Origin of the sequence: Oryzomonas rubra, assembly GCF_008369015.1 — a bacterium.
In the GTDB taxonomy this organism is placed as follows: domain Bacteria; phylum Desulfobacterota; class Desulfuromonadia; order Geobacterales; family Pseudopelobacteraceae; genus Oryzomonas; species Oryzomonas japonica.
The window spans coordinates 396,556-420,687 of record NZ_SRSD01000002.1 but is presented as its reverse complement, the minus strand read 5'-3'; the positions used below and the strand labels follow the sequence as shown (position 1 = coordinate 420,687).

Below are 24,132 nucleotides of genomic sequence, written 5' to 3'. Positions count from 1 at the left end.
TAAAAAAAATAACATTTTGGCCATCTTTTGAACCCTGCGTTTTCACATTAAAAAAGGCCCCTGGAACATCCCGGAGGCCTCTGTTTGTATCATTATGGCACAATCTCGAACGACCGCCGGGCTACCCGGTTATGATGTCGGCCATGATGAATGTTTCCTGGATGACGGCATCGGGGTCCTCCATCTTCGAAGCGATAAGTTCCCGTAAATGGAAAAAGGACGGCAGGTTGATCTCATCGATCTTGAGTCCCAAGCCCTGCTCCTGCTCGTAGATCACGGTGGCGGGGAATTGGAATTCCTTCTTCAGGCAATGCGCCTTTACATACACCTGCTGGTTGACGGGGAGCTTGACAGCGGTTTTTATAAACAGGCCCCGCAGGCTTATCTCCGTAATCTCGCCGGATATGGTTTGATCGTGGCACTCGATGGTTGCCACTGCCGAGATTTCCACCCTCGTAAATTTTCTCGTGTTCACGGTCATGTCGCCTCACCTCACCAGGAGTCTGAACGCTCTGTCTCGTTCCAACTGTTCAGCATACCATGTCGAACAAAAATTCTCCAATGTCTTAATGCCGATAGGGGACAGGGGGCGCCCCATCCCGCGGAAAAACTTCGCCGGGGTGAGAAGGGGGGGATGGACTGAGGCTGGCGGCGTCCGGGCGTGCCCGCGGCAAAAAAAACGATACCCTGTCCCGGGAACGGGAGTATACTAAATAGGTTGTAGTAAATACCGGATTTCAGAAGGAAACCACCATGACCCAAGTTACAGCAAACGGTGCTCAATCGTACAAGGAGCAACCGGACAGTATCGACAAGCTGCTGGAGGCGCTGGACACCTACACCCTCGATCCGCGGTTCGAGCGGTACGCCGACAAGTTCATCTCGAAGGACCAGGAGACCGGCACAACGCGTTTCTTCGGCAGCTTCGTGGATGTGCAGCGCGTTTTCGACCTGCGGACCGATGAGCGGAGCCTGGTCGACCGGTTGACCGCCGCCATTCAGAAAAACCGCTCGACGGATTTTTACAAACAGGCGCGGGCGGCGAACGAACGGCACCATTAGTGTCCCATCGGTTTTATGGAAATTATCGGTCCCATCTCCCCATTCCCTCCGCAATTTCCTCATGTGCCAGGCAATTTTTCATTGAAAAACGGAACGGTTTCAGTCCATAACAGGCCATGGGCGAGATGATGCGAGGGGAAAGGTGCGTGCACAATGGCGTTGCCCGATAGGGAAGCGGCACGGGTGGAGGAATTGCTGGGCGCGTTCTGCCGGGCGCGGAGCGGCGATGCGGTGACCCTTGCCTACCAGACCAGGGGGAACCGGGTGGCCCTGGTGGAGACCCGTCCCCTGTTCATCGACCCGAGCATCATGAACAGCGTGAACGTGGCCCAGTTCGAATTCGACCCGGAGTCGCAGATCTGGACCCTGTACTGGTACGACCGGAAGAATCGGCGCCAGCCGTACCCCACGGGGCGCAACCGGGATACCCTGGAAAAACTGGTCGCCGAGGTGGGGGCCGATCCCACCGGCATCTTCTGGGATTAGCCGGCGGCTTTTCTGCTCAAACGGCGTAGACGTGCGCCGGCAAAGGTAGTAGAATCATAGAAAAAAGGATGGCAGATGCATGCAAGCGGAACGAACGGAACGGAGCGACAAACGCTTCGCCATTAAAACACAGTGCTTGCTGAACATCGGCGGCGCAAAATACCGTTGCCTGATCGACAACCTCTCGACCACCGGCGCCTCGATTGAGATGGACGGCCCGGTTCAGGAGGGCATCAAGGTCGGGGAGACCGGTTCCTTGAAAGCACTCCTGTTAACCGCGGTCGAATACCGCTGCAAGGTCGTCAGAGTGGAAGGGGCACATCTCGGCGTGCAATTCCTGGATACCTGATCCGCGCGGACCCCGCTGTACACCCCCCCCCGCCCATTGCGCCACCCGTCCCCCCATATGCGACCTTTTTGCTTCAGGTGTCCCGCTGTCTCTGTGACCCCGCGGCACATGCTTGTCCGGGTATATCCCGCGCACCTGCCTGACCCTCCCGTAAGCGAAGCGATGCCGTAATTTTTTCCCCTCCCTGGCCCATGAAAAATGCCGTGAAAAATTGAATCATTTTGCTGGTATCTGAGGCGGGGACCAGGGAAACGGCCGGGGGGTGAAAAGAAATTTCGACCCAAAATCAACTATTTCCTGCAAAAAAAGTTTGTGATGCTATACTTTCTCCCAAGAACGTTCCAGGCGGTTTTTGGGGAAAGCGACCGATCCCATGGGCAGAATGGGCCAAAGGTTCAGGATCGAGGGCCACGCGAAATGCACCCTGCATTTTGCCGGCCTCGCCTATGCCGGCGAGATCGAGAACATCTCCCTGAGCGGCGCCCTGGTCAATCTGGACAGCGAGGTCCCCGGCGGCGTGCATCCCGGCTGCCAGTGCGCCCTGACCCTGGGCGGCACGCAGGACGCCTACCCCGTGCAGTACACCTGCCGGGTGGCCCGGCTCGGCGGCGCCATCGTGGGGGTGCAGATCCTCGAACTCACCTATGGAGAAACCATGCACTGAGGGGGATCGTCCCCCCCGTCACCTGACGGGTAAACAGTAGTAAAGCCGGATAATATTAGCGCCATTTCATGTTGCCCACAGGTGTTGATAACCGTGTGGAAAAACATGCAACTTCCGGGCTGCGGGATACTGGCGGTCCATTCTTTCTGCTGGTGTGATGCCCGAGGAGTTAATCGATCATAACGACAGAGAGAGAGCCATCGGTGAAAAAGCTGTCGCCGGCAAAATTGCGGCCGGAGTGCGGCTCGACAAACCTGCTCGTGCGGGAATCGGTCACCCTGCCGCCAAGAAGCAGATCCTTGAGGAGCGCCTCCCGCTCCGAATCAATGTCCGTCCCCATCTTGTGCATCAATCCCCATTTCATTCCCGCATCCAGGCTGATCGTGCCGACAAAAACGCGGCCGGCGCCCGTTGTAAGCAAATCCGTTTTCCAGAGCCGCACACGGTGCCGTTGCCGCACCGTCTGCGCCGGAGTCGGTTTTTCGAATCCGGCGTCATTGATCCTGCCGTTCCAGAATGCGGGGGCAATGGGGGCGGTCGGATAGCTCTCATTGCCCATGAGCGCTTTTACCGTTTTTGATACGGTGCCGATGGTTACCGGGTCGGCCGGTTGCCAGCCGGCAGCCTTGAAGGCGCTCGCCAGCGAGCCCTCGTCCCTGGCGACCAGAATGATATTCAAGGGTTCCTGTCGTTTGCCGGATATGGATTCGGTGAAGCGGGGAAGCCGGTAACGATCGAAACCGCCGACGACATCCATGCCCACCGGATTGGCCGCCCCAACGCTTTTTGAGCTGTTGCGCGCCGGGTTGTACTGCAGGCCGCTCAGGATAACGAAGATCAATTCTGCGGCTATGAGAGCTGCCGACGTCAGCCGTATTCGGAACGGCGAACCTTGCGGCAGCGGTTTTTCGCCCGTGGCAAAAAGCCGGCTTTCAACCAGGCAGATGCCGATTATGAGCCACAGGAACCCGAGCAAATAGCCGCCGAGCACATCGCTCAGGAAATGGACCCCCAGGTACAGCCTGCTGAAACCGATTGCCAGGATAAGCGCACTGCCGCCAAACAGCAGATTCAGCCTGACATTCCGGCTTTGCGCCTGCCGCCACAAATAATACACGATGAACCCGTAAAACGCGGCGGCGATGGTCGCATGGCCGCTCGGGAAGGAAAAACTTGCCTCGGTATAGACACCGATGCCCGGCGGGCGCTGCCGATGGAACGCCACCTTCCCGAGGAGGCTGAAGAGGCCGCTCCCCGCCAGTGTCAGCAAACACGGCAGGATGAATTCACGTCGTGCCCGCAGCCAGAACAGAACCGTGCAGAGCAGTGCCACGCTGAGAACGATCTTGGCCTTCCCCAGCAGGGTAATCCAGAGAAAGCCGTTGACCAGCATCTCGTCCCGATAGAAATAGAGGAGATTGGCCAGCCGCGTATCGACGGCAACGATCGGGTCGAGAGCCAGGATGTCTTCGACGATGCCGCCAAGGAGCAGCAGGGTGTACAGGAAGGCGATACCCAGCAGGGTGGACGGCAGGCCGGAGAAGCGGCTCCTATCCAACCTGGCGCTGGCGAAGGAGAAGAACCGGGGATGGCGTGCCACGAACTTCGCCACGTCGGGATTGGCGATGAGCGCCTGGGTAACCGAAATCCATAGCGACCGGCAGAGATCCAGCGACTGCCGCCCCTGCTTCACGATGAACCGCTTGAGCAGGCTGGTGCAGAAAAACAGCAGGAGCAACGCCGTCAGGAAGATGCCGGCGCGGCTCGTCCAGACCTCGACCATCTGCCAGGCCTGTCCGAGAAAGTAGCCGGCAAGGAGGTGGGAAGCCGCCCAGGCGAAGGCGCTGATGATATTCCAGAGATAGAATCGTTTGGCACCCATCCCCGATAATCCGGCGACAAACGGGATGACCGCCCGGACAAGACCGATGAAACGCCCCATGAATATGCTTTTGGCGCCATGGTTGCGAAAGAACCGCTCCCCTGCCTCCAGGTAGCTTGCCTTGAGGACCTTGTTCGTTTCTTTGAACAATCCGGCCCCATGCCGCCCAAGGGTGAAACTGATCCCATCGCCCAGGACCGCACCGATGGCGGCAAACCAGATGAGATCGCCGAGGTCGAAATATCCCTGTTCTGCCAGGGCCCCGGCCAAGACGACCGCAACGGCTCCCGGAACGATCACGCCCACCAGCACCAGTGATTCCAGCAAGGAGACGAGCAGGATGAGCCAGTAGCCCAGTATGCGGAAGTGCTCTATTTGGGGGAGAAGGTTGTTGAGTATTTCCATTGGGCCGGTACCCCGTCTGCCAACTCGTCGTTGCACATCACGCCATGCTGTTTCAGGCTACCGCGGCTCCCGTCACTCGTCAATCATCAAATTCATAGCATGTGTCCAGTGGGCAGAACGACGCCCCGCGTTGCTGCCATGGGACCGGACCCCACGCCGGCTGCGCAGTGAGGCCGGTGCCGGGCACGCTGAAGCGGGCGGCGGAGGGGGGAAGGGGAGGGAAAAACGGACAGCGCAGGGGCGGGCCGCACCCTGACGTTGCGGCCCGCCCCTGTTTGTTTCCGGGAATTACTGCGCCTCGACCTTGAAGATCCTTTTGGCGGTGGCCACCCGCGCCTGCAGCTCCGGCCCCTCCATCTCGGCGACCACTTGGGCCAGGATGTCCGGGATCGGGATCTGCTGGGGGCACTTGTCCAGGCAGGCGCCGCAGGCGATGCACTGGGAGGCGAACCCCGGCTTGTCGTTGAGCAGGTCGCCGCTCATGCGGATGGAATACATGAACTTCGCCTCCTCCGTGTTGCCGAACAGGTGCATCTTGTTGTAGACATCGAAACAGCCCGGGATATTCACGCCCACGGGGCAGGGCATGCAGTAGCCGCAGCCGGTGCAGCCGACCTTCATCAGCTCCTGGTACTTCCTGCCGGCCCGGTCCACCAGGGCCAGTTCCTCGCCGGTCAGGGCGCCGCTCAGGGCCGAATCCGCGATGGCCAGGTTCTCCTCGATATGGCGCTCCTCGTTCATGCCCGAGAGCAGCAGCGTGACCTCCGGGTGGTTCCATACCCAGCGCAGGGCCCATTCCACCGGCGGGCGGCGCACCTTCGCCTCGTCCCAGATCGCAGCCACGGCGGGCGGCGGCGTCGGGAGCCCCAGGTTTCCTCCCCGGAGCGGTTCCATGACGATCACCCCCAGCCCCTTGGCGGCGGCGTAGCGCAACCCCGCGGCGCCGGCCTGGTACTCCTGGTCCAGGAAGTTGTACTGGATCTGGCAAAACACCCAGGGGTAGGCATCCACGATCCGCGTGAAGTCCGGCCCCAGGCCGTGGAAGGAGAAGCCGGCGTTGCCGATCCGCCCGTCGGCCTTGGCCTGGTCGAGAAAATCCGCGACGCCCAGGCTTGCCATGGTATCCCACTGGGGGCCGTCCAGGCTATGGACCAGGTAGTAATCGATGCGGTCGATGCCCAGTTTCTCCAATTGGGCGGCCAGGTAGCGGTCCATGTCGGCGCGGCTCTTGATCATCCACGAGGGGAGCTTGGTCGCGACCTTGACCCGCTCCCGGTAGCCGTCCTTCAGGGCCTTTCCCAGCACGATTTCGCTCTCGCCGCCGTGGTACGGCCACGCCGTGTCGACGTAATTCACCCCGTTGTCGATGGCATGGCGGATCTGGGCGATGGCCCGCGGTTCATCGATCCTGCCGTCCTTGGCGGGCAGGCGCATGCACCCGAACCCCAGGACGGAGAGCTCATCCCCGTTCTTCGGCATTGTTCTGTATTGCACGGTAGACCTCCTTTGCGCTAAAGACTTCTTAAAGTATAAATGACTTTATACTAGGTGCAATGGGCCGTAATCTCAATACCCGTTCCTGTCGATTGCTTGCCTATTTCTCGCGAATGCGGCCCGGCCGGGCCGGTCGGGGAGGATGGGGGCGATACCGGCGGAAACGGCGACTAATCCGGCAGGGGGGTGCGCCGCATGCCGTTTTGATTTTGCGATTTCCCGAGCCTGTGGTACAGAGTATCGGCGGCCACGGAGCCACAGGGGCGCGGAGAACGCCGGCCGCGGCCGTGTCCATCTACCGGGGGGCTGCCGCTCCGCGCTCTTCGGGGGATGCCGGTGCCGTACCGGTGCGGCGTGGCTTGGCTGCAGGATTGACAATGCGGGGTGACCATGATGAGACGGCAGGATCGGGAGATTACCGGGTTCGAAAACATTATCAACGTCATGAAGGGGTGTACGGTGTGCCACGTGGCGTTCTCCGACGACCCCTATCCCTACGTGGTTCCCATGACCTTTGGCCTGGCAGTGACGGACGGCGACGAGGTAAGTCTCTACTTCCACGGCGCCAGGGAAGGGCGGAAGCACGACCTGATCAAGCGGAACAATCGGGTCGGTTTCGTCATGGAAACGACCCACGGTATCGTCACCGGCCCCCAGGTGGGCGCGTGCGAATGCACCATGGAATTCGAGTCGGTCATGGGCACCGGCATCATGGAGTATGTGGCGGAAGAGGAAAAGGTCGCCGCGCTCCAGACCATGCTCCGGCAGTACGATGTCCGCGAAGGCCCCGATTACCACTTCCACCACGAGGTCGTGCCCCGCATCCACGTCCTGCGCCTGCGGGTCGATGCCCTGTCGGCGAAGCGGCGTGACGTGGCGACGCAGAAATAGGCGGCGGGCGGGCTGGGACAGGCGCTGCCGTTTGGGTACATCCACAGCTCGGGCACCTTTTCATTGCCCCTGCGCTGCGCCGGAGTCCGAACCCTGCCTCCTGGAAGCAACGCACGGGAGTTGTTGTCGATCTCGAAACGATTATTGAGGAGTTGAACGGGTGATATTGACCGGAACCATTGTAAATGTTGCCGCCATCTGCGCCGGCGCACTGGTTGGCCGTTACGCGGGGCGCATCATACCCGCCAGGATCCGCCAAACGGTCATGGTCGGCTTGGGGTTGAGCGTCGTGCTCATCGGGCTGCAACTGGCCCTGAAGAGCAAACAGCCGATGATCGTGATCGGCAGCCTGATACTCGGCGGCATCCTTGGCGAACTCATGGGGATCGAGGCGCGTCTGGAATCGTTCGGCCTGTGGTTGCAGGGGCGTTGTCGCGGCGCCGGTGATATTGCCGAAGGCTTCGTTGCCGCCAGCCTCCTGTTTTGCGTCGGCGCCATGGCAATCATGGGGGCGCTTCAGGACGCCTTCGGCGGTACGCCGACTATCCTCTACGCCAAGGCGGCCCTGGACGGGGTGGCCTCGATCGCCCTGGCCTCGACGCTGGGGATCGGGGTGCTGTTTTCGGCGCTGCCGGTCGCGCTCTATCAGGGGGGCATCACCCTTGCGGCCGATTCCGCAAAATCGTTGCTGACCGGACCCGTGGTATCGGAGATGAACGCGGTCGGCGGCCTGTTGATTGTCGCCATAGGTCTGGACCTGGTGGGGATCAAGCGCTTTCCGGTGGGCAATCTGCTGCCGGCGGTCTTTGTCGCGGTCGGGCTCGTGTGGTTGGTTGGGGGGGCGTGAGTGGTCGTGCTGGAGGGCTGGCCTACAAATTTCAAAATTGGAAGATTGTAGGCCAGACCCTCCCGACTTACTTATATTATAGTTTGGCCTTTCCACTGGAAGTAGATCTTTGTTTCATTTCTGGTGAAGATATATATTTGGTAAAGGCATACGGCAGCAAATAATATGTGAAAGGCCTTTTGAGTGAATATTTTTGGATCAGAAACATTTCCTCCAAGGACATGGAGAAATCGCCAGATTAGTTTCCTGGCTGAGTCAATAAGTATCAAGGGGACTAGCCATGATTTCCTTTTGTAAATACCGATGAGAATCACCGCATCGATTATGGTGTTGAATACATAGTCATTCACGGGTGTATTTTTTACGCTTGCAAACCCGAGAATTTTGCCAAGAATAACGATTAGCGAAGTGAAAAGGATAAACCAGTAAAATCCACGGATAGAGCGTAGGCCTGTTGGCATATATACCCCGGTTTGGTCGGTTATATTTGATATAAGATCATCTGCCATCTTTCTATTGTGGATTGTTCCGGGGATATAATGCAATTAGAGTCTATTCTTAATCCACAGATATCCTTCTACTCCCTGCACCCACAGATTTCAATCGTAAAATCAGCATGTTAAAATAATTAACACTCCCGCAAAACTGTTAAAAAAAATTACCACTTTCGAGCCTTTCTCTCCTACTTCACTGAAATCACACGAAAAAAGGCCCCCGAATCGCCTCCGGGAGCCCTTTCTTTGTATCCTTTTGTCGCATCGTGCCCGGCCACCCCGCACCGGCCCCGTTCTTTTTAGCCCCCACTCCCCGTCACTCTTTCCTCACACCTGACGCTGCACCGCTGCAAGGCCGCCTTCCAGTGGTATCCGCTCTTCCTTGGCAAGCGCATTGACCGCAAACAGCCCCACGGCCCCCAACCCCATGACCCCCGCGGCGTAGAACACCGCCGTCAGCCCCAGGACGCTCTGGAGCCCCGCGCCAACCAGCGGCCCGGAGACGAACCCCAGGTTCAGCACCGCGTTGAAGGTGCCCACCGTTGCCCCCATGCCGTGACGGCTCCCCTCCTCCACCAACAAGGCCGTGCTGGCCGGCTGGGACAACACGCTGAACAGGCCGATACCCACCCCCAGTGCCAGGATCTGGGAGAAACCCGCCGCCACCGGGATCAGGAAGTAGAGGAGCGAGACCACGGTGCCCCCGGCAACCACCAGGGAGGTACGTGGCGCCCGGTCCGAGAGCATGCCCATGGGACGCAGCAGCAGGGTCGTCACCAGGGTGGAGGAGGCCATGACCAGTCCGGCCCGGGTGCCGTTCAGCCCCAGCTTGGCCGTGAGCATGATGGGGAGGAAGGCCCCCAACAGGGAGATGCCGCAGGCCCGGCCGAAGATGAAGACCAGAAGCCCCCGCAAACTGCTGCGGCGGGTGACGCTCAGGAGGTCCCGGAGTTGTTCCGTTTCATACTGTTTCGCTTGCCCGGAAACATTCTGGTGGCCGGGGATGCAGACTAATGCCACGGCCAGGGCCAGGAGGCACAGGAACGTGAGGGTAACGAAGATCCCCCGGAAGCCCCACAGATCCTTGAGGATGCCGCCGACAACCGGCCCCAGACTCAGGGCGCCGTAGAAGGAGATGTCGAAGGTCCCCATGACCGTGGCCCGCTTGTGGTCCGAGGCGCATTCGCTCACCAGGGAGACCACCACCGGCCGGAACATGGCGCAGCCGATCCCCTGGAGCAGGCGCAGGAGGATGATGAGGGTAAGGCAGGTGGTGAAGAGGTAGCAGACCGAGACGAACAGGTAGAGGCCGATGCTGATGGCGGCGATCCTCCTGCGGCCGATGCGGTCGGCCCAGGCGCCCATGAAGGGGCTGAGGATGATCTTGGAGAGGGAGTAGAAGACGAGCGGCAGGCCCAGGAGCAGCCCCCTGGCCCCCAGGCTGAAGACATAGAGGGAGAAGAAGGCGTCGGCGATGCCGAAGCCCAGGGTGATGGCGAAGTTGATCAGGAACAGCCCCCGGAACACGGTGCGGGTCTCCATGGTGTTCCCCTAGCTCTCCAGAAATTCCTCGAAGGCCCGGTCATGGACATGGATATGCTCCAGCCAGAGCAGACGGATATCCGCCAACTCGTCGGGCAGCACATCCAGGCCCTTGCCGTAGCGGCGGGCCAACTCGGCGGTGTTGCCACAGAGAAACTGGTGGTGCAGGCGGTGTTGGGTGGCCTGGGGGAAGCCGACCAGTTCCATGTAGCTGTTCTCCGAGCCGATGTGCTCCATCATGACGTCCAGGAGCCGGTCCAACTCCCTGGTGAGATCGACGCCCGGTTTCTCCCGGACCAGTACGATCATGGCGTCCAGCTGGCCGATGATGCTGCGGTAGCGGCTGTCGCAGGCAAGTCTGCTCTCGTTGGACCGGTGCGGGTCGATCGGCATGTGGGGGAGGGGGGGCGTATCGTGTTTGTAGGTGTGCAGTTCCATACTTCGTGTCCTTTGGTTGCAAGGGTGTAAGGAAGGCCCGTGGAGGAAGGAGGGAGAACTCCACGGGCCCGCCGCCTGACCGGGGTTCGGCGGCCCCGGCCAGGTTTGCAGCGGCTTAGTTCTTGCCGCCTCCGCCCATGGAGAACGGATAGGTCATGCGCACCCTGAGCTCGTTCTGGTCGGCCGAGTAGGCATTGTCGACCATGGCGTAGCCCACCTCGAACTTGAGGCCGTCAAGGGCGCTGTTGAAGGTTTTCTTGAGTTCGTACTGGACGTTGTAGTCGATCTCGCTGGAGCGCGAGCCGGGGGCCTCGTAGCGGTTGTACCAGATATAGGTGGAGAGTCCGGGGACGCCGACGCGGCCCAGGTCGTAGCCGACCAGCGCGCCGTAGGCATCCTGTTTGCCGTGCCAGCCCGAGACCAGGAACTGCTGCATGACGATCTTGCCGAAGCCCCAGGGGGTGAACTGGGCGTCGGGGCCGGTCTTGGCGTAAAAGCCCTGCACCTTGACGCCGTAGGCCTCCACGCCGGTTTCAAAGCCGTACTCGTAGGTGTCGAATTTGCCCCCCAGGTTCTCGCCGTTGGATTTCTGCACCATGACGGAGGGCATGAAGTAGAGGTGGTAGTCGCCGATGTCCTTGCCGAATCTGGTCCTCAGGTAGCCGGTGTCCACCACGTCGTTCATGTGATAGTACCACCCCTCGGCCCCCAGGTTGACCGGCCCCAGTTGGGTGTTGTACCGCGCGCCCCCCACCAGGAGCGGCTTATCCTTGGCGGAGGAGTCCACGGACTTGACGATGTCGTAGAAACCGCTGTCGGTCCACCCCGAGAAGCCGTCGATGTAATAGGCGTGGAGTTCCAGGTCCTTGATGCTCCTGTTCACCAGGGTGAGGCCGCTGTAGGTCTTGGGCAGGATGCGGCAATAGTCCATGTTCATGAGCGGGGTGTAGATCTGCTGGGCCCCGTACCTGATCGTCGTATCGAACCATTCCCCCTGTGCGTAGTACTCCAGCAGCTTGGTGAAGCTCTTGTGCCGGTTCTCGCCCGATGATTGCAACATGACGTAATTGTCCCACGTATTGCTGGTGGCCACGTCGTTGGCCGAGGCAAAGGTGCCGGCCAGGCTGATACCCTTCAGGGGGGCGGTCTTGTACCCCAGGATGGCCGCGAACACCGAATCACCGGCGTCTTTTGCGTCTTTGGTTTTCAGGTCGTACAGGTAGTAGCGCAGGGAGCCGTCGATGGTTCCCTGGGTAAACATCTCCTTGATGGTGTCGGCCGCAAAGGCCTGGGTTGCGAACACGCTGGCGGCTACGAGAAAAAGCGAGACTTTCGATCTCATATACACTCCTGAATTAAATGTAATTTTTCTTACCGGATGGCAGGGGAGCGCCCCGTTGTGCCGGGAGCCGTTCCCCTGCCGCAGCTACGGCTCGTTACGGCATATCGAAGGTGAAGGTGTGGCACCGGTCGCACACGCTCTTGCGGGGCGCGCTGTGGGCCACGTGGCACTCGGTGCACTCCACGTCGCCGATGTGGCCGTCGTGGGGGTTGATGTTACTCAGGTAGCCGCCGTTCGTATCCTTCTTGGCGGTCCGCTTGGCCATGCCTGCATAGCCGCCGTGGCATTTGAGGCACGCCGCCACTTGGGCGGGGGCTGCCGGCTTGTCGATTGCGTGGCAGTCCTGGCAGGTGACGCCCTGGGCCTGGTGTAGTTTTGCCAGCGGTGCGCGGTCCTTGGCAAAGGCGGTGGCCGCGGTCAGTGCCGCTACCGCCAAGAACAGCATGCAGAGTAGATAACCGGTGTGTCGTGCTTCCTTGTTCATTGCGTGTCTCCTTAAAGTGCGATCCTGATCGGTCGGCACGTTTTTCGTAGTGGGTGCGCCTGTGCGGGCGCTACTTGCGGGCCTTGACGTAGGCCGCGCTGTTCAGGCCGGCCAGACGGCCGGAGATGGTGGCAAAGCCCATGGTCAGGCCTTCCACGGTCATGTAGCTGTCCGAGTAGAGGCCGCCGGCCACGTTGCCCACCGCGTAGAGCCCCTTCACCGGGTTGGCGTTCTCGTCCACCGCTTCCAGGTGTTCGTTCACCTTGATGCCGCCGATGGTGGTGAGGTTGTAGGTCATGACCTCAAGGGCGTAGAACGGCCCCTTTGCGACGGTGTACATCAGGTGCTCCTTCGCCTTGCCGAACTGCTCGTCGTCGCCCTTTTTCACGTAGCCGTTGTAATCGCCGATCTGCTTCAGGAAGGGTTCCTTCTGGAAACCGGCGTTGGCGGCCAGCTCTTCCAGGGTGCGCCCCTTGTGGACGACGCCTTCCTTGACGCCGGCTTCCAGGTACTGGTCAAGCTGGGGGATCGGGCCGGACTGTTTCCCGGCGATGTTCCTGATATTGGCGAAGGAATCGGTCATGCCGGTCTTCGCCTTTTTGAATTTGTCCACCGTGGCCTGGTCGAACACCACGAAACCCTGGCCGCCGATGGAGACGAGGGCGTGGGACACGAGGGCGTTGTCGTAGACGTAGTCCTCGTTGTAGTAGCGCTGGCCGGTCTTATCGACCCACAGGATGGGGATATGGATGAAGGGCTCCAGTTTGGTCATCAGGATGGATTCCTTGTTGTTGCCCTTGGTGACGATGCCCTGGCCGTGGTACTCGGTGACGTTCTCCTTGTACTTGGCGGCCCCCGCCTCCCAGGCCATCTTCATGCCCACGCCGTCGTTGGCGAGCCAGCCCATGGGGTGACCCACGATGCCCGCCTTCTTCATCATCTCGTCGTTGCCCATGAAACCGCCCGTGGCGATGATAACGGCCTTGGCGTTGATGGTCGTGACCGCGCCGTCCAGCGAGCGCACCTGCACGCCCCCCACGGAGCCGTCCGGGTTCATGGTGAGCTTGGTGGCCTCGGTCCGGTACATGATCGTGCCGCCCGCCTTCTCGATGGCCTGGGTCAGGGCCGCCATCCCCTGGTGGCCGTCCCACATGTGGTAGATGATCGGTTTGACCGCATCGTGGGCAAACTGTTGCGGTTCCACGGGAAGCCACAGTTTCACCCCGTTGGCCATCAGCCACTCGATGGTCTCGCCCGAGTGCTCGACCGCGGTGCGGGCCAGTCTGGCGTTGAAAAGCAGGTGCGTGTAGCTCTCCATCTGTTTGAAGACCTCCATGGGGGTGATCTTCATGTTGTGCTGCCGCTGCAATGACGTGTTGATCCCCATCATCCCCTTGGTCAGGGCGGAAGAACCGCTGAGGATGCGCTCCTTCTCGACCACCAGGACCTTGGCCCCGGATTGGGCGGCGGCCAGGGCCGCACAGGCGCCCGAACCTCCGCCCCCCACAACGACAACGTCATAATCCGTGACCGCAGCCTTGTCGGCGGCAGAGCATACGGTGCCCGCCGTGAGCAAAGCCACGGCAACCAACAACCCCCTCAACACACTTCTGCTTTTCATACTACCTCCTGTGAAAATATTGGGTATGAACGTTCGCTCCCAATAAAAAGATATGATGATGAAATTAAAACGTCAACAAAATTAATCATTAACATGTGATTATACATATTAAATGTTGAATGTTATTTATGGCAGTGAACGTTCATATCCAATAATTCCAGTCGTTTCGCCTTGGGGATTGGGTCGGTCTTTTTTGGTCTTGGGGGTGATTTTTTTTTCGTGGGGGTGGTGCGTGAGAAAAAGGGGCAGGGGAGCCGGGACCGGTTTCGACAGGGGCACGCGGCGAGTAATGATTGACAAAAGTGCCTGATATGGTTATTTTTAAAGGCGTTTTGGGCGATTTTGCCCAGGCATTCAGAGCATAGAGGTGAATTGTGAAATGACAACCCAGCGCTTGACCAAAAAGGATAGGGATGAACTACGCCGGGCCGAGATTGTTGCGGCGGCGCGCAAATGCGTAGTATATAACGGGTTCCATGCCACGAGCATGTCGGAAATAGCGCGTACGGCACGCATGAGTGTCGGGCATCTGTACCGCTATTTCGAGAACAAGGAATCCATCATCAACGCGATTGTTGAAATGATCACTATCGAACATCTCGATTGGATCGCCAGTACAGCCTTCAAGAAAAATATCGCCGAATTTCACATCCAGCGTTTTACGGAAAGGTTTGTCGAAAATCACGAAGAGCGGGCCTTGCTCCTGGAAATGCATGCCGAGGCGGCGCGCAACCCGGATGTTGCCAAGATCCTGGCAGACGCGGATAAGCTGTTTCGGAAAGTGGCGGCATCCACCGTGCCCAAGATTTATCCCGACATGGCAGAAGAGGATATCATTGCCCGTGTGGAATTGATGGCGACCATATCGGAGAGTTTCCTGCTGCGGAGCCTGAAGGCGCCCGAGGCCGAGGCCGCCAGGATGAACAAACTGCTGGAAGGGGTCATCGGCTACATCTGGCCCAAGAACTGAGCGCCGTCCCGCCGATTCATCCCACCCCGCATCCCGCCCCATGGGCGGGGCCGAAAGCTACGTTTATTCCCCGCCCCGTGCTATACTGAAATCAGGGTTCCATGCGGTCAGCCGCGCCGGAAGCACGGCTGCGAACCGGCCGCAGGGGGCACGCGGGAAGGGGGTGCACACCATGACATCGAAGAGAACGAACCTGTCGGCAGCTCCCAAGGGGCGGTGCGACATCAAGATATGGAGCGGGGATTGCGAACGGAGCGGCTACCCGGCCGAGGGCGAAAAGTATCTGTGCGTGTCCTGCGGGACGATCGTGGGCCTCGACCATGAGGTGACCCACGACATTTTCCCCTATGTCAGCGGCGATTACGACAAGCTGATTTGAGCGATACGGATATTTCGGCGGCAGGGAATGGGAGGGGCACCGGCTGAGCGCTTTGGTTGGTGTCCCTCGATTAATGCGGGGCTCTGGGAAATTTGCGGATCTTGCCTTTACGACCCCTCCATACCCGGCTTGATGTAGTCGAAGACCTCTTTCGACCACGCCGCGGACCATGCTCCCAGCGGCACGATGATGCCGCGCAGTTCCTTGCCCCGCCGGGTCAGCGCGTAGCCGTCAAGGGTCTTTTCCACCAGGTCCGCCTCGCGCAGGTCCTTGATGCGGCTATTGAGGATGGAGGGTGAGATGTCGCCGCACCGTTCCTGCAACATGCGGAACGTGCAGGGGCCTTTTTCCAGGTTCCACAGAATGCCGAGCGCCCAGCGGCGGCCCAGAAGGTCGAACAGGGCGTTGATCGGCGTGCCGGAGAGAGAACCGCGTACCTTTTTCCCGGGGCTTGGAATGGACATGGGGCGCGCTGATCTCCTTTGGGGTGGGGATGAACGGGCGTCGATCCGGCTGCCGCGGACAACCGGATCGATGCCCGGAGCGGTTTAACGGGCCCGGGCCGCCTTGATTTCGGCGAGCGTCAGGCCGCCGATCCCGATGTTGGCGCTGTCGAGCTCGTTAATCAGGATGGTGAACTTTTCAGCGGGGATATTTGTGACCTCTGCGGCGGTCTTTGTCAAGTTTTTGATGAGGGCCTTTTTTTGTTCCGTAGCGATGCTGTGCAGATCAACGGTGATAACCGGCATGACAATCTCCTTGCTATTTATTTTGTAGCGCGCTACGCATTTGATAGCATGCTACTAAAAGAGAAGCAAGGTTTTTCTGTTGCGGGGACGTGGTGCGGTTTTGTCGTTGCGCTTGGTGTGGGGAGATGGGGATGCGGCCCCTGATGCCGCCAGGGGATTGGCGCGGTATACTGGATGGGCAGATCTACAAACTTCAAAATTTGAAGATTGTAGACCTGACCCTTCCGACTTGCTTTTACAGTCTTTAATTTTAACGAGATTATTTTTGTAACCCATTCATGGCATTAGGCATCATAAGTTGGACAATTTTCCAATGTCCATCAGGTGTTTTTACCATCTTAAATTTAACATTTTTGTTATCCTTCATAGACAAAATAGCCATCTTTCCTTCTGTTTTTATTTCAAAGTCAGACAGGCTACCTTTCCGAATATCTTTAACAGGCGTTTTATCGTCTGAAGGTGTGGTAATTCCAGTTTTAAGCTGCCCTTTTAGCGACTCCTTCATGGCTGGTAGCATCATTGCTATGAGTCCTTTGGCAAGGTTGTTTCCCATTGCCTCGAATTCGTTTGCAGGTTTTTTCTCATCCTGTGATTTCATAAAATCATTCATGAAATTGTCAACGATACTGTCGACATCGAAATATTTCATGGCTGTATCAGCATCATGGTTTTCAACTGCTTTACGGAATTGGTAAAGAGAGTATTGAGGCGTGCCTTTCGCATAGACAAATACAGATACGACAACTACAACAATGACACCGACAAAGATCATTAGCTTTTTCATGCAATAACCCCCAAGGAACACAAGGACACCGTACCTGTTTCTTCAGACTGCATAAATTAATTGGTTTGGTCCATCAATTTTTCATTGGCAGAAAAATAACCAATTGCATTGTATCCCCCGAATTTTCAGGCCATCTTGACTCCGCACGATGTGCAGAACGAAGCATTTGAGTCAACCAGGGAACCGCAGCCACATTTGACGAGTGATTGCTGGATGCGCTGCCCCCGACCGATGATGAAGTAAAGTATCGAACCAAGGAACGGAACAAGTATAATCGCCAGTATCCAGATAATCTTGTTGTTGCCGGGGAAATCTGACTTGATCGCACTGACGAGTGCGGATATCCATAATACTGGTACAGCTAGGATAATCATGAGTATAATTAATTCCGGCAAACCAAATCCGAACATAGTGTAATCTCCTCTCGCTAATAATAAAATTTTCCGGAAAGCGCCGGGGAGCGGCATCAAATGCTTTGGAATTGACCGTTTGAATCGGATTTGTCTCGCTGGAAGATGCCTTGATCTTCAGAGCTTGTCTGATATTGCTTAGACCCCTTGGAGTGCTCTGAGAAGATGACGTATTGTCTATTGCCACTTTTCTCATAGGAAACATTTACCCCCACGGAACTTTTGAAAGCGGTTTGGTCGAGGGATGCTGGGTATTTGTTGTTATCGGCGAAATATGCTTCAACGGAAGTTTTTGCATTGCGCAGGTCTGACTGAGCAGCAGAGTTGTATCCTTTTATTCTGTAAGCCGAGAATTGCGGGATAGCAATGGCGCTGAGAATGCCAAGAACCATGAAGCCACCAAGCACAACCACAACAGCGATAATGGCAATGGATAGTCCGCCTTTTTTCTTTTTTTTGATTTGCCGCACTCCACATTTTGGACAAATTTCGGCCTTGATGTTGAGTTGTTCGCCACAATCAGCGCAGTATTTGGTGTCTTCCATAGTAAATCCCTTCCATTAGGAGTATTTAGCTTCAAAGTCATCCTCGGACATAGTCAAGAAGATGATAGCCTCAATAAAAGAAGCGATTGCTGGAATAAAAGTCCAGAAGAACAGCAGATAAAGAACTCCGCGTCCAGTGTTACCGAGGTAAAAGTGGTGGATTCCGAACCCACCAAGAAACAGTGCTAGGATTCCGGCAGTAATTTTGCGGTTGCTGCCCCCTCCCTTGACGGCTTGCCTTACCCCACATTTGGGGCAGAGTTCAGCTTTGATGTTGAGTTCATTCCCGCATGCCGTACAAAACTTGATTTCAGCCATGCCCCCTCCATTTTACAGTTGTAATATATTTGCCTTCTTCGATGCCGGATATCATTTGGCATATAGGTATTAGCTTGTTTTGAAGTTGCCAAAGCCATTTGTGACTGCGTCTAAGACTACAATATCTATGAAATAAAGAATTAAGGTCACAGCGGTGCAAAATCTTCTGGAAATATTATTTTTGCACTTATGCCAACTTGATCTAATAAAAACAACAGTCCACCTCCGTCAATGAGTTCAATTGGTTTGTCTTTTGAAAAGTCGAAAGCATCTGGCCCATAACCACTTGTTGTCACCAAAATTCCTTTATTGGCTCCTTCGTTAAGCATGGTTCCGTAAAGATCCCTTACTGCTGAAACACCAACTGTATTTTTATAGCGTTTTGCTTGAATAACCACTTTCCCACCTAAAACAGGTCGAATGTCGTAGGCAACAGCATCTACTCCACCGTCTTTCGAAGTCCTCGTCAGCTTGGATTCAAGGCCCATCTTTCCGAAGAGATTACTTACAAGAGCTTCAAACTCGAACGGGTTTAGGTCCATAAGATTGGGACGGGAGTCCAATTCACTGATAATATCTCCCTGTTCAATGAACCGCTTGTCAATCATGTCGAATTCGACAATCGGCTTAACAGGTTGAAGAGCTTGAGGTTGATTTGAAACTTGAGCGCCAAGACTTCTCAGGCATGCTCTTTTTTCGACTTGGGCGAGGTTGATACTCATAAAGAGATCTCGCGTAGTACGAACTGAGAGGATACAGGGATGTACTTCTCGTCCGGTGCTAGGGTCGATTGCATGAACAAACCCATTAAATACAACTACATCTATGTGGCTGCCTTGATCGGATTCAAAGATTTCATGCACGGTCCTAAGTGCTATCGAGGCGACAATGTCTTGATATAATTCTTTAATATCATTTGATTTTCTCGGCTTTGATTCAATTGAATCCTTTGCCTTTACGTACTTGAACTCTACTTCTGTAGGGATGATGCTGACACCAGGCATGTCATAATCAACGACTAATTGTTTTGACTCCGGTGAGAAAGCCAAACGAAATTCTTGGGGGAAACCTTCGGGGTACTCGGAACGTTCAAGGACTAACGTATTATATGTGATGACGGCCTGTGGCTCGCAGTTTTTATATGATTTTTCCAGATCGTCAACTTCCTGATTTCTTTGTTCCGCCTTTTGGATGTAGCATTGACGAGCCTTTTCCTGAGCAGCGAGGAACTCTGCCAGCTTTACCTTACGCACCTCCTCTGCCTTGGCAAACGCCGCTTTCGCCGTCGCGTATTGAGATTCCGCAGCAGCGATATCCTCTTCATAACGCTTTTTCATGCCGAAAAACTTTTCAAGAATACCAAGCGGCTTAACTTTGGACAGATAATCCTGTTTCTGGGGCTGTTGGTGTGGTTTGGCGAGTGCTTGAGGAGTGGGAGGTGGTTCGAATGGGGCATTTATCTTCAGTGATTCAAATCTTATCGTGTCATCAACTGACAAAGTGTGGTCAAGAATACCATTTAAACTTTCCAGCAGTTGTGCCAATTCGAGGTTATTATCTTCTGTTTCCTCAAATCTCTGCTCAAGATACCTTTGTTTCTCTTCTTTATCGGCAAGCCGTTGTTCTCTTTCACATTGGCGCTGATACTGGAGGTTCGCTCTTGCTTGACGCCTTAATTCGGCTTCGGCGCGCCTCTGTTGGCGCGCGGTTTCACGGGCTATTGAGTTGAGTGTGCTAATGAAACCCCTTCTCCCCATGATCTCCCCCCCTTGTTCTGCACATCAACAATGTCTTTGAGCTGTAGTGGCTATTTGCTTAGGATGCGCAAACATCCTTCTACGCCTCACACTCTCAAATTTCAATCGCAAAATCAGTATGTTAAAATAATTAACACTCTGAAAAAGTGTTAAAAAAATTACCACTTTTGAGCCTTTCCCCTACCTCCCCGAAATCAAACGAAAAAAGGCCCCCGAATCGCCTCCGGGAGCCCCTTCTTTGTATCATTTTGTCACATTGTGCCCGGCCACCCCGCACCGGCCCCATTCTTTTAGCCCGTAATCCCCGGCGCTATCTCCCGGACAGCTTGTCGCCGCTCCGCCGGTTCGCCGTCACACCTTCCCGCCGTCGAACACCTGCTTCAACCACCCATAGCCGCTTACCAGCACGATCCCGGCGATGACCAGCACCGCCCCGACCAGAAAGCTCGCCTCCAGCGGTTCGTGCAACAGCCACACACCGAAACCGATGCCGAAGAACGGCGTCATGAACGAGAACACCCCCAGCCGGGAGGCCAGATACTTGCGCAGCAGCCAGAGCCAGGTGAGATAGCTGGCAAAGGAGACCACCACCGCCTGGAACAGGATGCTCCCCCAGGCTAGGGGGGTGGGGGTGAATGCGGTCTCGCCCAGGCCCACGGCCGCCGCCAGCAGCAGGACAAAGGCGGTGACCAATTGGTACAGCAGGGCTTGGGTGGCGGATGTGCGGGCGAGGCTTGAGCAGCGCAGCACCACGGTGGTGGCGCCCCAGGAAACCCCGGCCATGAGCCCCAGGAAATCCCCCCACAGGATGGCGGCCGGCGCCCCGGCAGCCGGTTGCTGGCTGCGCCCGAAAAACGCGATGACGATACCCATGAAGGCCAGCAGGATGCCGAACCACTGGAAGCGTTGCAGCCGTTCCACGGGCAGGCGCCAATGGAGCCCCAGGGCGGCGAAGGCGGGCGCGGTGTAGAGGAAGACCGCCATGTGGGAGGCGCTGGTATAGCGCAACCCCTGGCCCACGAACAGGAACTCCAGCGAGAACAGTACCCCCACGACCAGGCCGGGACGCCATGTGCCGTCCCCCAGGGACATGCGCTCCCCCCGCAGGAACATCAACAGCCCCACCAGCGCCGCCGAGATCCCGGAGCGGAGCGCCAACTGCATGAGCGGGGCAACGTCCGGCGCGGCGGCCTTCAGGGCGACCTGCTGCAACCCCCAGATAATGCAGAGGAGCAGCATCAGCCCCATCGCCAAACCGTCTATCGCTTTATGTGTGTCTATGACCAGCTCCTTTGTCTGCGTGTGTCGAATCGTAAAAGATAGCAGAAGCGGGGGAGCAGTCAATAAAATAGAGCGTTCGCCGCCGTTCCGGGAACTCGCGGAAAACGCCTTTTCCTGCGCGCCAGCCCATCAATGCAGCGGTTTTTCTTCCTCTTCCTCGCCGCTGAGGGCGAGGGATTTCACGGTACTTGCCGCCGACTTGCCCTGAAGGATATTCTCAACCTCGCTGTAGGGCATGATCCGTATGCCGTGAAGGCTGATGTTGGCGCATATCGGGTGGCTTTCAATGAATGCGCGGGCTTCGTGGTATGGTAACCTTACCGGTGTGAGGCCGCTGTATTCGGCAACGTTTTGGAACCGGTATTCCTTCCCCTCATGGCACAGGATGTGATACTTCCCTGCGGCAAAAAAACAGATGCCATAGCGATCTTCCGTTGCCATAGTTACGCTCCTGCATCTTCCCCTGCGGGATAATCGGGCAATACGCTTGATTAGAAGGCTAGCAATGCCGGGGGATTTGTCAAGCAGGCGGTTCGTGAAAGAAAGGAACAACAGGGGGCGGGTCTGCCTCAGGCATGAAATGGAGCATGAAAGGGGCTGTTCCCGGGTCTTTTCCCGGTTGGCACACACAGAAAAGGCCCCCGGATCGTCGCCGGAAGCCCCTGTCTGCATTGTTGTGACGCGCCCCGAGCGGCGGCCGCTCCCGCCTCATCGATTCATAAGCGACGGGCCGCGGTACGCACGCTCCACCGCGCGGCGGGTGCCCGCCTCGACCACGAGCCCCACATACGCCCCAACGATCACATCGCTCAAAAAGTGGTAGTTGGTTGCGATCATGGCCAGGGCCAACAGCAGCAGCAACGCCAGGCACGCCGGGCGCCAGCGCGGGTGAAAGCGCCACAGGACCGCACAAAGGGCGACGAAGACCACCATGTGCCCGGACGGGAAGCCGGAAAACCGCCCATCGCCGCGGAACCAGTGAAATCCGTACTCCTGGGGCGCGAGCAGCCATTCCCGGGTGTTGATCCTGCCGAAGGCGAATTTCAGGAGCGATTTTGCCAGAAAGGAAACCGGGGCGGCGACGGCGAGGGTCTCGTACATGATCGCGGGCGCATCGATGCCGTGGCGGGCCACCCGGTAGCGGAACAGGGCGTAGGAGCCTGCGGCAACGCAGACCACCAGGATGAGCAGGGCGTCGGGGATGGAAGAGGTATAGTGGAGCCACCCCTTGCTGGCGTAAAGGTAGCGCGTGACGAGCCGGGCAACGGGGATATCCAGGTGGCCGATGCTGTAGGAGGCCGCCAGGGCCATGGGGACCAGCGCGATCAGGAGGGCGGTTTCGTACCCCCGGCGTTGGCTGGCGGATGATGCGGTGTCGTGCGGCACAGGCTGAGCTGGAATAGGCGGCCCCTTTGTCGGCGCTAGGGGGGGATGCGGCGGTGCCCCTGCGGATACGTACTATACGATTATTTTGCCATTTTGCAAAGGCGGGCGAGGTCGGTAGCGTTGGCAACGGCCTTTTCATGGGGGACACTTTGCTATCGTATAACATGCTGAAATTTTTTAGTGTTGTGGTTGATTACCTGCTACAGCTTGAGGGGGGTTATGCCGATTATTATAATTTGGACGTTGGCTGGCTGGGCCGGCAGCAGAGGGCCGGGTATCGGGAACCATGAAAAAAGGAGCGTCAATGTCGTTAGAGTATTCGCCCATAGTGCTTGATTCCATCAACCACGATAATTTTCCCAAGGTCGAGCTGTTCGTCAGGCTCGACGGGAAGTACACCCTCTACAAACCGGAGCAGACCAAGCTCACCATCCACAATATCGAGCGATTGCGGGAAAACGGCACGGAGTTCGTGTATATCAACAGCAAGGATTCGGAAGAGGTGCAGGAGCACGTGGAGAAGCGGCTCGACGATTCCCGCTCCGCCTCTCTCCTGTCCCAGTATTCCAAAAACCTGATCTGCAGCCAGATGATCATCAAGGCTGTCGACGATGTCTTCAAAAAGCCCAACCAGCCAGCCGTGTTCGAAAAATGCCGCGCCATCCTCCGCAAGGTCGAGTTCAGGTTCGAGGACCGGGACGAGCTGATCGCGCTTTTTGCCAAGCTGGAAGACAACTTCGACAAATACCTCATCAACCACTCGACCCAGACCACGATCCTGGCGCTGTTCATGGGCGAGAGGCTGTTCAGCGCCGGGAGGGACGACCTCGTCAGCGTCGGCACCGGAGCCATGGTGCACGATATCGGGATGCTGTCCGTTTCGAGCGATATCACCGACAAGGTGGACGTGCTCTCGGAGAACGAATATTACCGGGTCAAGCTCCATCCCAAATACGGCATCGACCTGCTCAACAGCGCCGGGGTCACGGACCGGATCGTCCATGACATTACCCTGGGCCATCACGAACGGTATGACGGCAGCGGCTACCCCAGAGGGCTGGATGGTTTCGAGATTCCGCGCTATGCCATGCTGGTGTCCATCTGCGACATCTACTGCGCCCTGACCATGAACCGCCCCTACAAGTCCGCCTCCACCCCGGCGGAGGCCCTGCGGACCATGAAGAGCGAACGGAAACTCTTCGACCCGGATACCCTGGCGGGGTTCCTGGGGATCATGGAAGACACGGCACTCCCGGAAACGATGGAAGAGGTGAAGGAAGCGCCGGCGGCGGCCCGGTCCATCGACATGGCCGAGATCCGGGAGTTGAAGAAGCAGATGCGGAGCCCCAATGCCGACCGCAACAAGCTGGTCAAGATACACTCCATCGTAACGGACAACATCAACAGCACCTATGGCGAAGAGAGGGCCGCCTTGACGGAGTTGCGAACGGAGTTGAAGAACCTGCTCAAGTCGTTGTTCTCGGAAACGGGGGGGAGTAATGGGAAGGGGTGACGGCTGTCCGCCCGGCACGGCGGCCGCTGGACTTGGAGG

Annotated in this window: 27 protein-coding genes; 9 read left to right on the top strand and 18 right to left on the bottom strand. The window is 57.3% G+C overall.

The window, feature by feature from the left end:
• Positions 1 to 121: 121 nt before the first annotated feature.
• On the bottom strand, positions 122 to 481 hold the full coding sequence (locus ET418_RS04965; protein WP_149306463.1) for a PilZ domain-containing protein: 360 nt from the start codon (positions 479 to 481) through the stop codon (positions 122 to 124).
• A 272-nt stretch (positions 482 to 753) separates the two neighbouring features.
• Here ET418_RS04965 and ET418_RS04960 point away from each other — a divergent pair, with 272 nt between their 5' ends.
• The 4 genes from ET418_RS04960 to ET418_RS04945 all read left to right on the top strand — a co-directional run bounded on the left by ET418_RS04960 (position 754) and on the right by ET418_RS04945 (position 2,561).
• Complete coding sequence (locus tag ET418_RS04960) at positions 754 to 1,062, top strand: hypothetical protein (RefSeq protein WP_149306462.1); 309 nt, start codon at positions 754 to 756, stop codon at positions 1,060 to 1,062.
• Positions 1,063 to 1,215: 153 nt separating this feature from the next.
• Complete coding sequence (locus ET418_RS04955) at positions 1,216 to 1,548, top strand: DUF3024 domain-containing protein (protein WP_149306461.1); 333 nt, start codon at positions 1,216 to 1,218, stop codon at positions 1,546 to 1,548.
• Between the two features lie 79 nt (positions 1,549 to 1,627).
• Complete coding sequence (locus ET418_RS04950; RefSeq protein ID WP_149306460.1) at positions 1,628 to 1,897, top strand: PilZ domain-containing protein; 270 nt, start codon at positions 1,628 to 1,630, stop codon at positions 1,895 to 1,897.
• 373 nt (positions 1,898 to 2,270) lie between these two features.
• Complete coding sequence (locus ET418_RS04945) at positions 2,271 to 2,561, top strand: PilZ domain-containing protein (RefSeq protein WP_149306459.1); 291 nt, start codon at positions 2,271 to 2,273, stop codon at positions 2,559 to 2,561.
• Positions 2,562 to 2,730: 169 nt separating this feature from the next.
• Here the strand turns inward: ET418_RS04945 and ET418_RS04940 are convergent, their stop codons facing one another.
• Together ET418_RS04940 and ET418_RS04935 are read right to left on the bottom strand one after the other, a co-directional pair.
• Positions 2,731 to 4,848 (bottom strand): LssY C-terminal domain-containing protein, encoded by a 2,118-nt coding sequence (locus tag ET418_RS04940; protein ID WP_149306458.1) that lies wholly within the window; start codon positions 4,846 to 4,848, stop codon positions 2,731 to 2,733.
• A gap of 288 nt (positions 4,849 to 5,136) precedes the next feature.
• Complete coding sequence (locus tag ET418_RS04935; protein WP_149306457.1) at positions 5,137 to 6,342, bottom strand: aldo/keto reductase; 1,206 nt, start codon at positions 6,340 to 6,342, stop codon at positions 5,137 to 5,139.
• A gap of 390 nt (positions 6,343 to 6,732) precedes the next feature.
• Between ET418_RS04935 and ET418_RS04930 the strand changes: the two genes are divergently transcribed.
• On the top strand, positions 6,733 to 7,233 hold the full coding sequence (locus ET418_RS04930; RefSeq protein ID WP_149306456.1) for a pyridoxamine 5'-phosphate oxidase family protein: 501 nt from the start codon (positions 6,733 to 6,735) through the stop codon (positions 7,231 to 7,233).
• Between the two features lie 160 nt (positions 7,234 to 7,393).
• Entirely contained in the window at positions 7,394 to 8,080 is a 687-nt protein-coding gene (locus ET418_RS04925) for a DUF554 domain-containing protein (RefSeq protein ID WP_149306455.1), read from the top strand.
• 821 nt (positions 8,081 to 8,901) lie between these two features.
• Here ET418_RS04925 and ET418_RS04920 read toward each other — a convergent pair.
• The 5 genes from ET418_RS04920 to ET418_RS04900 form a co-directional block, all read right to left on the bottom strand.
• A complete protein-coding gene (locus ET418_RS04920; RefSeq protein ID WP_149306454.1) occupies positions 8,902 to 10,116 on the bottom strand; it encodes an MFS transporter in 1,215 nt (404 codons plus the stop codon).
• 9 nt (positions 10,117 to 10,125) lie between these two features.
• Entirely contained in the window at positions 10,126 to 10,554 is a 429-nt protein-coding gene (locus tag ET418_RS04915) for a hemerythrin domain-containing protein (RefSeq protein ID WP_149306453.1), read from the bottom strand.
• A 115-nt stretch (positions 10,555 to 10,669) separates the two neighbouring features.
• Complete coding sequence (locus tag ET418_RS04910; RefSeq protein WP_149306452.1) at positions 10,670 to 11,896, bottom strand: OprD family outer membrane porin; 1,227 nt, start codon at positions 11,894 to 11,896, stop codon at positions 10,670 to 10,672.
• A 94-nt stretch (positions 11,897 to 11,990) separates the two neighbouring features.
• On the bottom strand, positions 11,991 to 12,380 hold the full coding sequence (locus ET418_RS04905; RefSeq protein ID WP_149306451.1) for a cytochrome c3 family protein: 390 nt from the start codon (positions 12,378 to 12,380) through the stop codon (positions 11,991 to 11,993).
• Between the two features lie 70 nt (positions 12,381 to 12,450).
• Positions 12,451 to 14,001 carry an FAD-dependent oxidoreductase gene (locus tag ET418_RS04900; RefSeq protein WP_149306450.1) on the bottom strand — a complete coding sequence of 517 codons (1,551 nt, stop codon included), beginning with the start codon at positions 13,999 to 14,001 and terminating at the stop codon, positions 12,451 to 12,453.
• A gap of 379 nt (positions 14,002 to 14,380) precedes the next feature.
• Here ET418_RS04900 and ET418_RS04895 point away from each other — a divergent pair, with 379 nt between their 5' ends.
• Both ET418_RS04895 and ET418_RS04890 read left to right on the top strand, forming a co-directional pair.
• Positions 14,381 to 14,971: a TetR/AcrR family transcriptional regulator gene (locus tag ET418_RS04895; protein ID WP_149306449.1), complete on the top strand. Its 591-nt coding sequence runs from the start codon at positions 14,381 to 14,383 to the stop codon at positions 14,969 to 14,971.
• A gap of 172 nt (positions 14,972 to 15,143) precedes the next feature.
• A complete protein-coding gene (locus ET418_RS04890) occupies positions 15,144 to 15,350 on the top strand; it encodes a hypothetical protein (protein ID WP_149306448.1) in 207 nt (68 codons plus the stop codon).
• A gap of 107 nt (positions 15,351 to 15,457) precedes the next feature.
• Here ET418_RS04890 and ET418_RS04885 read toward each other — a convergent pair whose 3' ends face one another.
• From ET418_RS04885 to ET418_RS04840, 10 genes are all read right to left on the bottom strand, one after another.
• Positions 15,458 to 15,814, bottom strand: coding sequence for a winged helix-turn-helix transcriptional regulator (locus tag ET418_RS04885; RefSeq protein WP_149306447.1), 357 nt, complete (start codon positions 15,812 to 15,814; stop codon positions 15,458 to 15,460).
• Between the two features lie 84 nt (positions 15,815 to 15,898).
• Positions 15,899 to 16,099, bottom strand: a complete 201-nt coding sequence (gene dmpI / locus ET418_RS04880) for a 4-oxalocrotonate tautomerase DmpI (protein WP_149306446.1) — start codon at positions 16,097 to 16,099, stop codon at positions 15,899 to 15,901.
• A 259-nt stretch (positions 16,100 to 16,358) separates the two neighbouring features.
• A complete protein-coding gene (locus tag ET418_RS04875; protein ID WP_149306445.1) occupies positions 16,359 to 16,883 on the bottom strand; it encodes a DUF2939 domain-containing protein in 525 nt (174 codons plus the stop codon).
• Positions 16,884 to 17,008: 125 nt separating this feature from the next.
• Positions 17,009 to 17,293, bottom strand: a complete 285-nt coding sequence (locus tag ET418_RS04870; protein WP_149306444.1) for a PLDc N-terminal domain-containing protein — start codon at positions 17,291 to 17,293, stop codon at positions 17,009 to 17,011.
• A 56-nt stretch (positions 17,294 to 17,349) separates the two neighbouring features.
• Positions 17,350 to 17,838 carry a hypothetical protein gene (locus ET418_RS18600; RefSeq protein ID WP_275937945.1) on the bottom strand — a complete coding sequence of 163 codons (489 nt, stop codon included), beginning with the start codon at positions 17,836 to 17,838 and terminating at the stop codon, positions 17,350 to 17,352.
• Positions 17,839 to 17,853: 15 nt separating this feature from the next.
• On the bottom strand, positions 17,854 to 18,156 hold the full coding sequence (locus tag ET418_RS18525; protein WP_149306443.1) for a TM2 domain-containing protein: 303 nt from the start codon (positions 18,154 to 18,156) through the stop codon (positions 17,854 to 17,856).
• 146 nt (positions 18,157 to 18,302) lie between these two features.
• Positions 18,303 to 19,913 (bottom strand): restriction endonuclease, encoded by a 1,611-nt coding sequence (locus tag ET418_RS04855; protein WP_149306442.1) that lies wholly within the window; start codon positions 19,911 to 19,913, stop codon positions 18,303 to 18,305.
• 351 nt (positions 19,914 to 20,264) lie between these two features.
• Positions 20,265 to 21,152 (bottom strand): DMT family transporter, encoded by an 888-nt coding sequence (locus ET418_RS04850; RefSeq protein WP_246152940.1) that lies wholly within the window; start codon positions 21,150 to 21,152, stop codon positions 20,265 to 20,267.
• A 171-nt stretch (positions 21,153 to 21,323) separates the two neighbouring features.
• Complete coding sequence (locus ET418_RS04845; RefSeq protein ID WP_149306441.1) at positions 21,324 to 21,635, bottom strand: hypothetical protein; 312 nt, start codon at positions 21,633 to 21,635, stop codon at positions 21,324 to 21,326.
• 267 nt (positions 21,636 to 21,902) lie between these two features.
• Entirely contained in the window at positions 21,903 to 22,580 is a 678-nt protein-coding gene (locus ET418_RS04840; protein WP_149306440.1) for a phosphatase PAP2 family protein, read from the bottom strand.
• A gap of 304 nt (positions 22,581 to 22,884) precedes the next feature.
• Between ET418_RS04840 and ET418_RS04835 the strand changes: the two genes are divergently transcribed.
• A complete protein-coding gene (locus tag ET418_RS04835) occupies positions 22,885 to 24,093 on the top strand; it encodes an HD-GYP domain-containing protein (RefSeq protein WP_149306439.1) in 1,209 nt (402 codons plus the stop codon).
• The last annotated feature ends 39 nt before the right edge of the window (positions 24,094 to 24,132 follow it).